The organism is Trinickia dinghuensis, from assembly GCF_003367175.1.
Lineage (GTDB): Bacteria > Pseudomonadota > Gammaproteobacteria > Burkholderiales > Burkholderiaceae > Trinickia > Trinickia dinghuensis.
Genome location: NZ_QRGA01000016.1, coordinates 1 through 14,542 on the forward strand (window position 1 = coordinate 1; position 14,542 = coordinate 14,542).

General features: G+C 64.0%; 7 protein-coding genes. 5 read left to right on the forward strand and 2 right to left on the reverse strand.

Going from position 1 to position 14,542, the window contains the following annotated elements:
- Positions 1-16: 16 nt before the first annotated feature.
- Genes DWV00_RS34180 through DWV00_RS25020 form a run of 5 tightly spaced genes read left to right on the forward strand, consistent with a single transcriptional unit; the run spans position 17 to position 11,439 of the window.
- Positions 17-5,377, forward strand: coding sequence for a beta strand repeat-containing protein (locus DWV00_RS34180; RefSeq protein WP_220274733.1), 5,361 nt, complete (start codon positions 17-19; stop codon positions 5,375-5,377).
- A gap of 11 nt (positions 5,378-5,388) precedes the next feature.
- On the forward strand, positions 5,389-6,993 hold the full coding sequence (locus DWV00_RS25005) for a TolC family protein (RefSeq protein WP_245965030.1): 1,605 nt from the start codon (positions 5,389-5,391) through the stop codon (positions 6,991-6,993).
- The gene (locus DWV00_RS25010; protein WP_115536323.1) at positions 6,990-7,826 is read left to right on the forward strand and encodes an efflux RND transporter periplasmic adaptor subunit; all 837 of its coding nucleotides are present in this window, start codon (positions 6,990-6,992) and stop codon (positions 7,824-7,826) included. Before DWV00_RS25005 ends, DWV00_RS25010 begins: the two co-directional genes overlap by 4 nt.
- A gap of 12 nt (positions 7,827-7,838) precedes the next feature.
- Positions 7,839-9,287 carry an efflux RND transporter periplasmic adaptor subunit gene (locus DWV00_RS25015; protein WP_115536324.1) on the forward strand — a complete coding sequence of 483 codons (1,449 nt, stop codon included), beginning with the start codon at positions 7,839-7,841 and terminating at the stop codon, positions 9,285-9,287.
- A 40-nt stretch (positions 9,288-9,327) separates the two neighbouring features.
- A complete protein-coding gene (locus DWV00_RS25020; RefSeq protein ID WP_115536325.1) occupies positions 9,328-11,439 on the forward strand; it encodes an HlyD family efflux transporter periplasmic adaptor subunit in 2,112 nt (703 codons plus the stop codon).
- Between the two features lie 114 nt (positions 11,440-11,553).
- On the opposite strand, the gene DWV00_RS25025 is transcribed toward DWV00_RS25020, so the two are convergent.
- Both DWV00_RS25025 and DWV00_RS25030 read right to left on the reverse strand, forming a co-directional pair.
- Complete coding sequence (locus DWV00_RS25025; protein ID WP_115536326.1) at positions 11,554-12,411, reverse strand: hypothetical protein; 858 nt, start codon at positions 12,409-12,411, stop codon at positions 11,554-11,556.
- A gap of 91 nt (positions 12,412-12,502) precedes the next feature.
- Complete coding sequence (locus DWV00_RS25030) at positions 12,503-14,506, reverse strand: MAC/perforin domain-containing protein (RefSeq protein ID WP_115536327.1); 2,004 nt, start codon at positions 14,504-14,506, stop codon at positions 12,503-12,505.
- Between the last annotated feature and the right edge of the window lie 36 nt (positions 14,507-14,542).

Genomic DNA, 14,542 nt, shown 5'->3' on the forward strand with positions numbered 1-14,542 from the left:
GGGCGGCACGTCGGGTGTGACGATCGACAGCGGGGTCGGGGTCACCGACGCGGACAACACGACGCAAGCGTCGGCGACGGTATCGATCACCTCGGGCTTCCAAAGCGGCGATACGCTGAGCCTCACGACCAACGGCTCGACGATGGGCAACATCGCGGTGACGTCGTACGACTCGGTGCACGGGGTTCTGACGCTGACGTCGGCCAGTTCGACGGCGACGCTTGCGGACTGGCAGAGTGCGCTATCGGCAGTGACGTTCTCGAGCACGAGCACGACCTACGGCAATCGCACGATTTCGTTCGCGACGAACGACGGCACGAAGACGAGCGTGGCGAAGACCGACACGATCAACATGACGGCGCCGCCCGTGATCACGACCGATACGGGTTCGGCTGCGTTCGTGGCGGGCGATAACGTGGCGTCCACGCCGGTGGCGATCGATTCGGGCTTGACCGTGACCGACGGCAGCGCTTCGACGCTGGGCACGGTGACGGTGTCGATCACGGGCGGTTTCCATAGCGCCGAGGATAGCCTTGCCTTCACGAACGACGGCGTGACGATGGGCAACATCTCGGGCTCGTACAGCTCCGCGACGGGGATCTTGACGCTGACGTCGTCGAGTCACACGGCGACGCTCGGGCAGTGGCAAAGTGCGCTTCAATCGGTGACGTATACCGATACGGCTGTCACGCCGAACACTACGCCGCGCACGATCAGCTTCAACGCTACTGACGGTGCAGGCAATACGAGTAACGTAGCCACGCGTACGGTGACGGTCACTGACACCGACCAAACGCCTATCGTGACGACGACGGGCGGCACGACGAACTATGTGGGCGGCACGTCGGCGACGGCGATCGACGGCGGCATCACGGTTACTGACCGCGACAACACGACGGAAGTGACTGGCATCGTCTCGATCACGAGCGGTTTCCAAGGCGGCGACACGCTGACGTTCATCAATACGAACGTGCCGACATTCGGCAACATCATCGGCTCGTATGACCCGACAACGGGTGTGCTGACGCTGGTTTCGTCGGGAGGTACGGCGAACAACACGCAGTGGTCCGACGCATTTAGGGCGGTGACGTTCTTCGCCGGCTCGAGCGCCACACCGGGCAATCGCACCGTTTCGTTCACGGTCAACGACGGCACCAAAACCAGCGCGGTGGCGACCGATACGGTGACGGTGCTCGGCCCGCCGACCATCACGACCGATGGCGGTTCGGCTGCATTCGTCGCGGGTGACAACGTGACGTCGACGCCGGTGACGATCGATTCGGGACTGACGCTGACGGACGGCTCGTCGCCGACCTTGGCGCAGACCACCGTTTCGATCACGGGCGGTTTCCAAAGCGGCAGCGATGTGCTGTCGTTCACGAACGACGGCGCGACGATGGGGAACATCGCGGTCCAGTCGTACAACTCGGCGACGGGTGTGCTGACGCTGTCGTCGTCGGGTAACACGGCGACGATCGGGGATTGGCAGAGCGCGCTTCGTGCGGTGACGTATACCAATACTGCGATCACGCCGAGCAATACGACGCGCACGATCAGCTTCACGGCCGTCGACACCGGCGCGTTCACGAGCAACACGGCGACGCGCACGGTGACGGTGGCCGACACGGATCAAACGCCGGTCGTGACGACGACGGGCGGCACGACGGCGAATTACGTGGCGGGCACGACGGCCGCGACAATCGACAGCGGCATCACGGTTACCGACCGCGACAACCCGACGCAATCGTCGGGAACGGTGTCGATCACGACGGGCTTCAACAGCGGCGATACGCTTTCGTTCACGAACACGAGTTCGGCGACATTTGGCAACATTCTCGCTTCGTACAGTCCTACGACGGGCGTGCTGACGCTCACGTCGTCCGGGGCTTTGGCCAACGATACGCAGTGGGCGAGCGCGTTGAGCGCGGTGACGTTCTCGGCGAGTTCGACTGCAGTGCCGGGCAACCGCACGATTTCGTTCACGACGAACGACGGCATCAAGACAAGCGCGGTAGTGACCGACACGGTAGACGTGCTCGGCCCTCCCATCATCACGACCGATTCGGGCTCCGCCGCGTTCGTTGCGGGCGATAACGTGGTATCCACGCCGGTGACGATCGATTCGGGTTTGACCGTGACCGACGGCGGATCGCCGACGCTGGCCTCGGCCACGGTGGCGATCACGGGCAACTTCCATAGCGGCGAAGACGTGCTCGGGTTCACGAACACGAATTTGACGACGTACGGCAACATCGCCGGTTCTTACAACGCGACGACGGGTGTGTTGACGCTGTCGTCGTCGGGTAACTCAGCGTCGCTTACGCAATGGCAAGCGGCGCTCGATTCGGTGACGTACACCGACACGGCGATCACACCGAACAACGCGACGCGCACGATCAGCTTCACGGCCACGGATACGGGCGCTGTCACGAGCGCGACGTCGACACGCACGGTGACGGTAACGGACACCGATCAAACGCCGATCGTGACGACCACGGGCGGCACGACGAATTACGTGGCGGGCACGACGGCCGCGACGATCGACGGGGCGATCACCGTCAGCGATCGCGACAACACGACGCAATCGTCGGGAACGGTGTCGATCACGACGGGCTTCCACAACGGCGACACGCTTTCGTTCACGAACACGAGTTCAACGACGTTCGGCAACATCGCCGCTTCGTACAGCTCGACGACAGGGGTGATGACGCTCACATCGGCGGGAGCGTCGGCGACGGACGCGCAGTGGTCGAATGCGTTGAGCGCGGTGACGTTTGCTGCGGGCTCGACCGCGATACCGGGCAATCGCACGATTTCGTTCGCGACGAGCGACGGTACCAAGACGAGCACGGTCGCGACCGACACGGTGGACGTACTCGCTCCGCCGATCATCACGACCGATTCGGGCTCTGCCGCGTTCGTGGCGGGCGACAACGTTGCGTCCACACCTGTGACGATCGACTCGGGCTTGACCGTGACCGACGGTGGATCGCCGACGCTGGCTTCGGCCACCGTCGCGATCACGGGCAACTTCCACAGTGGCGAAGATGTACTTGGATTTGCGAACCCCAACGGGACGACGTACGGCAATATCGCCGGCGCCTACAACGCTGCGACGGGCGTGCTGACGCTGTCGTCGTCGGGTAACACGGCGTCGCTTGCGCAGTGGCAAGCGGCGCTCGATTCGGTGACGTACACCGATACAGCTGTCACGCCGAACAACGCGACGCGCACGATCAGCTTCACGGCCACGGACACGGGCGCCGTGACGAGCGCCACGTCGACACGCACGGTGACGGTGACGGACACGGATCAAACGCCGATCGTCACGACGACGGGCGGCGCGACGATTTTCGTCGCGGGCTCGACGACGCCGACGATCGTCAACCCGGGCGTGAGCGTGACCGACCGCGACAACACGACGCAATCGTCGGGAACGGTGTCGATCACGACGGGCTTCAACAGCGGCGATACGCTTTCGTTCACGAACACGAGTGCGACGACCTTCGGCAACATTGCCGCCACGTACAACTCGGCGACGGGCGTGATGACGCTCACGTCGGCGGGCGCGACGGCCACCGACGCACAATGGTCGAACGCGCTGAGCGCGGTGACGTTCTCCTCCAGCGGCACGACCTTCGGCAGTCGCACGATTTCGTTCGCGACGAGCGACGGCACCAAGACGAGCGCCGCGGCAAGCGCCACCGTCTCGATGTTCGACCGTCCGCATGTGACGACCGATTCGGGTTCCGCTTCGTTCGTTGCCGCCGACAACGCGACGTCGACGCCGGTCGTCGTCTCGCCTGGGCTGACGTTGACCGACGTCAGCGTGACCGGTGGCGCGGGCAGCCCGACGCTGCCCTCGGCAACCGTCGCGATCACGGGCGGCTTCCATGCCGGGCAAGACGTGCTCGCGTTCACGAACGACAACGCGACGATGGGCAACATCCAGGCGAGCTTCAATGCCACGACGGGTGTGCTCACGCTGACGTCGGCGGGAGGCAGTGCCACGCTGGCGCAATGGCGCTCGGCGCTCGCTTCGGTCACCTACACCGATACGGCGGTGGTGCCCGACAACAGCGCGCGCACGATCAGCTTCACGGTGACGGACAGCAACGGCGCGGCGAGTGTCGCCCAGTCGCGCACGGTGACAGTAACCGACACCGACCAAACGCCGACGCTCGCCGTCAGCGGCAGCGTGACGTTCACGTCGGACCCTTTCGGCTCATTGCCGGTGGCGGTGGCCCCGCAAGTGACGGTGGGCGATCGGGATGTCAACGCTGCGCTGACGTCGGCGCAAGTGGCGATCAGCGGCGGATTCGATCCGTCCCATGATCTGCTAGTCGCCTTCGGCCCGGCAACGAACGGCTTCACCTCGCACTACAACTTCCAAACCGGCGTGCTGACCTTGACGTGGGCCGGCAGCGGCAAGGCCTCGCTGGCGCAATGGCAGAATGCGCTGGAGTCGGTGACGTATTTCAATACGGGGTTCCGTGCGAGCGGCAACCGCACCGTGACGTTCACGATCACCGATGGTGTGAAGACGAGCGTCGCCGCGACGAACTCGATCACGATCGTCAAGGGGCGCACGCTCGGGACGCCGATTTCGACATCGCCGACTGCGCCAATCGATACGTCGACGGGCCCCTCGCCCTCGGCGGGCGCAACCAACAGCAGCGCGCCTGACGTGCTCGACGAACTGGGCAATACGCGCCCGATTGCCTCGGTGCCGGTCGTGCCGACGTTCACGTTCTCCGATCCGAGCGCGCCGACCGGCGAGTTTTCGATCGATCACGCAACGGTATCGCGCTTCGATGCGACCTCACTCGATGCGACGCTGGCCGTGACGCCCGCTTCGGATACGCCTTCGTCGCTGTCGGACGTGGCAGTTGCCGTGCCGCAAAACGATCCGTTCTCGGTCGAAGTGGCCACGCTGCTGCCGCCGTCGGTGGCGATGCAGGGCGGGGACGTTACCGTGCAGATGGCTAATGGCCGCTCGCTGCCCGGCTGGATCCATTACGACGCGGCGAGCGGGGCGCTGCGCGGCAAGGTGCCGCCCGGTGTCGAAGACGTGCGCATCGTCGTCGAGGCGCGCGATGCGGCCGGCAACGTGGTCCGTCGTGAGGTCGTGCTCGCGCCGCATACGGGTAACACCCGCCATGAAGCCAAGCACGACGTCGGGCATTCGCGTTCGCACGCACATCCGCAGCAACATCCGAATGCCAATCCGAACGGCCACGCGTCGCGCGATGTCGCGCAACCGCTCGCTTCGCGCGCGGCACGTCCCGTCGGCAAACCCTCGCTCGATCAGCAATTCGCGCAGGCGCGCGCGGCACTGCACGTGTCCCGTCCGTCCGGCGCTGGCCGTCGCGTATGAACTCGTCGCGTATGAACTCCCGTTATCTTCCCAGAACAATGACCTCACAATCGACCCTTGCCGAAGTGACTTCCTCCTCCACCGAAGCGCGTCCGTCGACGCGTTCGTCCCGCCTGGCGCGTCCGTCGCTGATCGCCGTCGCCGTGGCGGCGCTGTGGCTGTCGGGCTGCGCGATTCACCCGACGCCGTTCACCGACGCCGAGCGCGTGCAGAGCGCACACGACGACCGCACGGCGATGTTCGCGGGTCAGCCGGCGCTCTCGGGCCCGGTGACGCTGGATGAGGCGATGGCGCGTGCCATCCGCTACAACCTGGATCATCGGTTGAAGATGATGGAAGAGGCGCTGGCGCAGAAGCAGCTCGACCTGGCCAATTGGGACATGCTGCCGAAGCTGACGGCGGCGGCGGGCTATACGAATCGCAACAATCTGCTGGTGTCGTCCTCGGAGGACTACTTCACGCAAGGGCAGTCGCTGCCGCCGTCGTATTCGAGCGACAAGAACGATCGCACGGCCGATCTGACGTTCTCGTGGAACATCCTGGACTTCGGGGTGAGCTACTTCGAGGCGAAGGAGCAGGCGGACCGCGTGCTGGTGGTCGAGCAGCGCCGGCGCAAGGTGGTGCAGCTGATGATGCAGCAAGTACGCGAGGCGTACTGGGAAGCGGCTGGGGCGCAGCGTCTGGAGAGCCAAATCGGCCCGCTGCTGGCGCAGGCGAAGCAAGCACTCGAGGATTCGCGTAAAACGCAATCGGAAGGCTTGCGTTCGCCGCTGGACACGCTGTCGTACCAGCACGCGCTGCTCGACATCATGCGTCAGCTTGAACTGGTGCGCGATCAGCTCGAGGAGGCCAAGCCGCGGCTTGCTTCGCTGATGAATATCGCGCCGGGAACGGACTTCACGCTCGCGCCGCCGCAAGGGTTCGAGGTGCCGACGTTCGACATGCCGATGCCGCAGATGGAAGAGACGGCACTGGAGCGCCGCCCTGAACTCGTTGAGGCGAGCTACAACGACCGCATCAGCGTGAACGAAACACACAAGGCGATCGCCAAGCTGCTGCCGGGTATCGAGGTGCAATTCGGCCCGCACTACGACAGCAACAGCTTCTTGATGTTCCACTCGTGGCGCGCCGCCGGCGTGAACGTGAGCTGGAACCTGCTGAACCTGCTCAACGAGAAGAACATCCGCGGCACGGCCGATGCCCAGCACGACGTGGCGCATGCGCAGCAGCTCGCGCTGTCGATGGCGGTGCTGACGCAGGTGCACGTAGCGCGTGCCGAACTCAGCGCGAAGCAGCGCCAGTTCGACCTGTACAAACAGCTCAACGATGTCGACGCGCAGATTCTGCAGCACACGCACAACGCAGAGGTCGCCAATGCGCAAGGCAAGCTGGAAGAGATTCGGGCGGCGAATTCTGCCATGATGTCGGAGTTGCGCTTGTACCAAAGCTACGGCGAACTGGAGAGCGCATACGGGCAACTGCTTGCCACGCTCGGGCTCGATCCGTTGCCGGGCAGCGTGGGTAATGCCGATTTGAAGTCGATCGAGCAATCGATCGACAAGGAACAAACGCGCTGGGCCTCCTTCGGCGGCGCGAACGGAGTAAAAACGCAATGAATCGCTGGTGCATGGCAGGGCTACGCAGTGCGGCCCTGATGATGGTGATACACGGAGCATGGGCCGCGGCACCGCAAGCCGCCGCGCCTCATGCGCCGGCCCCGGCAGCCCCAGTGTCCGCGCAGCCGGCAGCCCCGGCGGCCGCAGTACCTGGACATACTCAGGACGACGGCCGTATTCGAATCCAGCTGGTCGCGCGCGATCAAGTCGACCTGTCGAGCGAAATCGGCGCGAAGATCGCCTCGATGCCGTTCCGCGACGGCGACGCATTCCGTGCCGGGCAGACGCTCGTTTCCCTCGATTGCTCGCTCTTCGCTGCGCAATTGCACAAGGCGCAAGCCGAGTCCGATGCGGCCGTGCAGTTGAAGCACGTCGACGATCGGCTGTCGCAACTGCACTCGATCGGTCAGATCGACGTGGACGAAGCCAGCGCCCGGGCCAAGGCGAGCGCCGCCGAAGTCGCCTATATGCAGGCGACGGTCCACAAATGCAGCATCGCCGCGCCGTTCGACGGGCGCGTGGTCAAGCGCAGCGCGGCGGCACAGCAATACGCCGAGCCCGGCAAGACGCTGCTCACGATCGTCGATACGGGCCACCTCGAACTGAAGATGATCGTGCCGTCGAAATGGCTCGTTTGGCTCAAGCCCGGCCATGCATTGACGGTCACCGTCGATGAAGTCGGCAAGACCTATCCAGCCACCGTCGCGCGAATCGGCGCACGGGTCGATCCGGTGACGCAGACGGTTGACGTCACGGCCGCGCTGTCGGGTCACACGCCCGAACTGCTGCCCGGCATGAGCGGCTGGGCGAGCTTCGCCGGCGCCGGCCACTAGCCGCGGGTCATCATGAACGCTCCGGTGCAGATCGACGCGGCCAGGCTTGCCGTCTTATGGCAGTTGTCGGCTCGCGCGCGCGAAGCGCAGACCGAGGAGACCCTCGGGTTCGTCATCGTCAACGAAACGCTCTCGCTCGTCCCGTACCGTCAGGCGGCATGGTGGCGCGCGCCGGCACCCGTGCCTGGCGCCGTTGCCGCCGTCTCGGGCCTGCCGCAGAGCGACCCGGGCGCACCTTACGTGCAGTGGCTCGGCGAGGTTTGCCGAGTGCTCGAGCGACGGACGACGCATCCCGCGGCCGAACCGTCGCCACAAGCCGAGGGTGACTCAGCCGGGGGAGCGGCGACGATAAGCGCCGGCAATGAGCCGTCCGCAGGCGCCACGGATCCCCTGTGGCCCCGTGCACTGACGGCAGACAGCCTGCCCGAAGCGCTTGCCGCCGATTGGGAAGCATGGTGGCCGACCCACGCCCTATGGGTGCCGCTCATCGACCGCGCGGACCGTTCGTTCGGCGGCGTCGTCTTTGCACGCGAACAGCCGTGGACGCACCTCGAACAAGCACTGTTCGCCGAACTCGGACGCGTTTGGGCACACGCGCTCGCGGCGTTTTCGCCGCGCAAGTCGTGGATCGAGCGTGCCAAGCTGACGCTGCGCGCGGGCAAGCATCGGCGCCGCGCGCTCGCGATCATCGCGTGCGCCCTGATCGTTCCCGTGCCGCTGACTATCCTTGCTCCGGCTGAGGTCACGGCAAAGGATCCATTCGTCGTGCGAGCGCCGCTCGACGGCGTCATCGACAAGATCTACGCGCAGCCGAATCAGCGTGTCGCGGCCGGCGCGCCGTTGTTCGCACTCGATTCGACGACGCTTGCTTCGCGCTACGCGCTAGCCAACAAGAACTACGCGACCGCGCAGGAGGAATACCGGCAGACCGCGCAGCTTGCCGTGACCGACGACAAAGACCGCCTCGACATGGCGCTGCGCAAAGGCAAGCTCGACGAGAGCGAGATCGACCTCGATTACACGGCGCGCGAGCTGGCACGCGTGCACGTGAATGCGCCGCGCGCGGGCGTGGCCGTGTTCTCCGATCCGAACGATTGGAACGGCAAAGCGGTATCGATCGGCGAAAAGGTGATGTTCCTCGCCGATCCCGCCAGCGTCGAGCTGACGGCCTACGTGCCTGTGGCCGACAACGTCGACGTCGTGCCGGGCACGACGCTCACGCTTTATCCGAAGAGTTCGCCGCTGGTCTCCTACGATGCGCGGATCGACACCGTGGCTTACCGTGCGGAGCCGACGCCGGAGGGCGTCGTCGCTTATCGCGTCAAGGCGACCTTCACGGGTGGCGTCAAGCCGCCGCTCGGCGTGATGGGCACCGCGCGCATTCACGGCCGCTGGGTGCCGCTCTCCTATTATCTGCTGCGCCGGCCGCTCGCGACCATGCGGCAGTGGCTCGGCTGGTAGGCCGCGCACGCCACCCGCTCAATGACGATTTAGCTCTTCGATGTCGCGCCTTCCGCCCCTTCGCCAAGAACTGAGCCTGACGCCCGGCGCCACGACGCCGGACGGCACACCGACGTGGATGCTCCACGATCCGGCGTCGAACCGCTTCTTTCAGATCGGCTGGCCCGCGTTCGAAATGCTCTCGCGCTGGCCGATCGACGACGCCGAAGCGATCGTCGCATCGGTCAACGCCCAGACGACGCTGACGCTGACGATGGACGACTTCGAGTCGCTCGTGCGAATGCTGCATCACCAGAATTTGCTGGTGTCGGCGAGCCCAGCCGATACGGGGCGGCTCAGCGGCGCCGCCTCGGCGAGCAAGCTGTCGCACGCGATGTGGCTGCTCAAGCATTACTTGATGATCCGCGTGCCGCTCTGGCGGCCGATGCCGTTTTTAAAGCGATTCGCGCGGTACGCCGAGATCGCCTTTCGGCCCGCGTTCTGGGCGGTCGTCGGGGTCGTTGCGCTGACCGGGCTCGTGCTCGTTTCACGCCGGTGGGACGAGTTCATTCACACGTTTCACGGCTATGCCGACCTGCGTGGGCTGCTTGCAATCGGTCTAGCGATCGGCTTCGCGAAGGTGCTGCACGAGTTCGGGCATGCCTTCACGGCGCACCGCTACGGGTGCCGCGTGCCGACGATGGGCGTGGCCCTGCTCGTGATGGTGCCCGTGCTCTATACGGATACGACCGAGGCGTGGAAGGTGCCGGGAAGAGCCGAGCGATTGCGGATTGGCGCGGCCGGCATGCTGACCGAACTGACGCTGGCCGCGTTTGCGACATTGGCTTGGAGCCTTTTACCCGACGGGCCGATGCGAGCCGGTGCCTTCTTGCTGGCAACGACCACTTGGATCGGCACGCTGACGATCAACGCCAGCCCGTTCATGCGCTTCGACGGCTACTTCTTGCTGTCCGATTGGCTCGACATGCCGAATCTGCACGACCGCGCGTTTGCGTTCGGCCGCTGGTGGATGCACGAGCGGTTGTTCGGTCTGGGTGCCCCGCAGCCTGAGCCGTGCGCGCCGCGGCGCCGGCGGTTTTTGATCGCATTCACGTTCGCGACTTGGCTTTATCGGCTGGTGGTGTTCTTCTCGATCGCGCTCATCGTCTATCACACGTTTTTCAGGGCGCTGGGTCTGGCGTTGTTCTGCGTCGAGTTCGGATGGTTCATCGCGCGGCCGATCGTGCGTGAAGTCATGGACACGTGGCATGCCCGCGCCGCGCTGCGCTGGTGCCGCGAGACGCGGCGCACGGCGGTCGTGGGGGCGATTTTGCTCGCGTTTTTCGTGCTGCCGTGGCACGGTGGCGTCGGCGCACCGGCCGTCCTCGGGCCGCTGCGCGCGCAGGGTCTCTATGCGCCCGAAGCCTCCTATGTCACCGCGGATGCGCCGATTGCGCACGATGGGCAGCATGTACACGCGGGCGACGTGCTGGCCGTGCTCGCTTCGCCCGATCTCACGCACAAACTGCAAACGGCCCAGGCCGATGAAGCATTGCTGCATTGGCAGGTCGATCAGCAGTCGTTCGACGATCGGCTGCTGGAGCAGGGCGTGGCGCTGCAGCGCCGTTGGGATGCGGCTCGGGAAACGGTGACGGGGCTCACGGCGCAAGTTGCACAATTGACGCTGCGTGCGCCGTTCGACGGCCTCGTGCAAACGGATGAAGACCTGGCTGCCGGTACGTGGCTGCCGCGTGGCGAGCACGTGTTCGACGTCGTGGGGCCGAAGGGCGTGAAGGGCGAGGCGTTCATCGGCGAGGACGATGCAGGGCGCGTGATGCCCGGCGATCGCGTCACCTTCGTTTCGTCATTGCCCGAACTCGGTGCCGTGGGCTGTACCGTGACAGCGGTTGACCGAGTCAACGTCGGCACGCTCGATGTGCCTTCGCTCGCGAGTATTTATGGTGGGCCGCTGCCGGTTCAGCAACAGCCGGGGACGCGGCAACTCGTGCCTCTTGCCGCGACTTATCGCGTGCGAATCGACGATTGTCCGGCGGGCAAGGCGTGGCCGCGCGAGATCGTCGGGACCGCGACGATCGGCGGCGCAAGGCAGAGCTTTGCCTGGCGCGGGCTGAAATGGCTCACGTCGGTGTTCGAGCGGGAAAGTGGGGCGTAGCTCGCACCGGCGCTCGCGCACAAAAATAAAAGCCCTGCATGCACAGGGCCTAGAAGAGGGCGAGAGTGGGTTTGAACCCGCGTACCGTGTTGGACGCGGCTCACCCAACGACGCTTAGTCGATACGCGGCGGCTGCGTGTGCAGCGTCGGCGTTTGCTCTTCGTGGTATTGCGGCCTCGTGGCGGGGGCCTTCATCACATCCGGATTGCCGAGGACCGTCTCGGTCAGCAACCTGTCCACGCCGCGCTGATACCGGCACGCTTGCGCCGCATTGCGATTGTTGTGCAAATTGGCCACAACCATCCACGCATCGTGCTTGGACGCGCCGGGAGGCGGGGGAGCGGGGAACCGTTGTGGCGGCAGGACCAGCGCATCGCCGGGCGCGACCCACAAGTCGGCGAGCGAGATCTCGTGCGCGAAAGGCCGCCAGCGGGCCACGCTCAGGACCAGCGGCAAGCATTCATGACGCGAAAAGAACACGTGCGGAAAGTCGTGGTATTCGAGGTCCGTGGGGTTGTAGGTCAGCAACTCGCACCGACGTCCAAGCTCGAGATACGGCGACTGGTGGCCAGCCCATTGGCCATACGTGTATTGCCCGCAGACAAGCCGATCGTATTCGAATCGAATGCATTCGCCGGCGCGCAGCAAGGTCATGCCGAAAGCCTGCGCCGTGGTCTCAGTGGCCCACAGCGGCTGATACTCGACGAGCTCGGCATGAAAATCGAATTCCTTGATCGTGTATCCGCCGTCGCGCGTCGGGATTCGTTTTTCCCGCCAACCGATGCCCGTGTACTTGGCGCCCATGTCCAACTGTCGATCGTCAGGCGCAAGTGTGATCTCCTTACCTCGAGGCTCCGCGTATTGCTCGCATTGGCCGTGATTGTTGTAGAGGTAAGGGAACCGTTCGCAGTCGAGCGCGTAGGCGTCGCCGTGATCGATGAGCAGCACGGGATCGAGGTGTGAAGCCGACATGGAGATATCTCGGGAAATAAACGGAAATGACAAGAAGCGCGGCAGCGCCGCGCTTCGGTCGTGACAGGCACGGTTGTGTGTGCCGCTGGGCTTACCAGTTGAGGTTATTAAACGCCTCGAGCGACCAGATCATATAGTCTTTTCGCCATTCCCTGACCGTTGCCGATTTCTCGTTTTGGGTAAGGTTCCAAGAGTCCATCCAGGCATGGAGCACCAGGAAATTCGTATTGGCCGGCGTGCCGCGGATGTCCCAGATGATGTCGTCGTGCCGGTACGGGTTGTCGTCGCCGTACGCCTGCAACTTGCAATTGCCCTTGTTTTGGATAAACGACTGCAAGCAAGCCCCGGTTTCGTAATTGATCAGAATGTGCGAATTGGGGGTTTCGTTGTACCTGGGGAAACGAAGGAAATACCAATACTGTCCGAGGTACGTTCCGCCATCGACTGCTTTCTCGCCCGCCCGCACCATCTCGATCGTCGTTTTCAGCTGTGTACCGGCCGCCAGCGCCGGCTTGTCCCCGTCGAGGTTTCGGATGACGTAAAGCTTGGTTTTGGTCTCCTCGCTCCAATCCGTAACCAGCACCCGAGAGGTTTCCGCGTCGCTGCCGATGAACCGCGCCGTCACCGTCACGGTCGGGCAAAGGTCTTGATCCACGCCGAAACCCGCCACGACAAAATCGGAGAGCTCCTTGTCCCGCGCTCTGCCCGCCAGCACGTAAGTCATGCCGGTGACGCTGCACCGCTGCATATGCCGCACGAGCTTGTGCCAGCGGTCGAGTGTCTTGTCGCTTGCTCCGTGGTCGCGCAGGAGATTGCGCGCGGCTTCCGAGGGGTAGTAACGCAAATCGCGGGGCCAGCGCGCGGTGGCGAGCAGGATCATCTCGTGACCCTCGGGTGCGACCGCACGGAGCTTTTGCGAGACGAGCGCCCAGAAATCCTCGAATGCTTTCTCGTTATCGTCCTTACCGGGAGCCGTCAACATTTCGTCGACTCGCACGTGGCGGCCCTTCCCGACGATCACGAGATGCAGGGCAGGCTTGCCGGCCGCGCCCGCTTGCACCTGCTGCCCGCTTGCCTCGGCCTGCATCAAGGCTCGATCGGAAGACCGTTTGATGCCGATATACGATCCTTGCCAGTCGGCCGTGATCTTCGCTTCGTAGCCCAGATACCATTCGCGCGCTTGTTCGACGGCGCGTCGTTGCTTTTCGTGGTCGTCCGGGATGAATTTATAGATCGCATCCAGCTCCATGTCGACGACTTGGGGCGCTTGCGACAGGCTCTTTCGCCAGTCTTGGAAGCCCGAATGGCAGTTGGCGGGCGCATTGTGATCGAAGACGATGTCCGCCGTGCCACCCCACGTTTTGATGACGACCTTTTGCTTCTTCGCCAGGTTCTTGTGTTCCTCGCTAATCGAGGTCGATGCGTTGGCGACGAACGCGCCGTACCCGACCGAAATTGCCGCGTCCAGATCGGTCTTTTTCGTCGACTGCGATTTTTGGATCATGACGGAGTAGGTCATGTTTCCACCGACCGTCACGTCGGTGACCACATCCGTGCCGAACTTGTCGAAGAAATCGACGAAGGCGTTGATGTTGCTGAGATCGTCCTTGAACGCCTCCGGAAGCGCTTTGACGGCCGTGATAAAATCGGCGCTTAGATTGCTCTTCAGGTTCTTGACCTGCAGGGTCCACAGCTGCTCGGTTTGATTGCGTACCCCCGCGTAGTACTCCTCGAGTTGAGAGATGCTCTGGCCGAAGGTGGAATCGAAACCCGCTGAAAACAGGCCGTAACTCCCTTTCGCGTTGGCTTTCACGCTGCTCTTCTTGTTGTACTCGGCCACCGATTCGAACGTGCTGATCTCCGCTTTGCTGCCGGTATTGCGAGTGAATTCGACGCGCTTGCCCATCGTATAGGTTTTGCCGTCGATCTCCTTCGTCACCTTGTCGCTCTGCGCGTCGAGCACTTGATTCAGCGACTTCACTTTGCCTGCCCACAGCAGCTTGTTGATCCCGCAGCCAAGCGCATTGATGCCGCCCACGACATCCAGCACGTTCGAATTGGATACTGCTACTGCATCGTTGACGCGATCGTTCATGGTGTTCCCCGTAGCGTTTTAAAAGAATTCGCGATG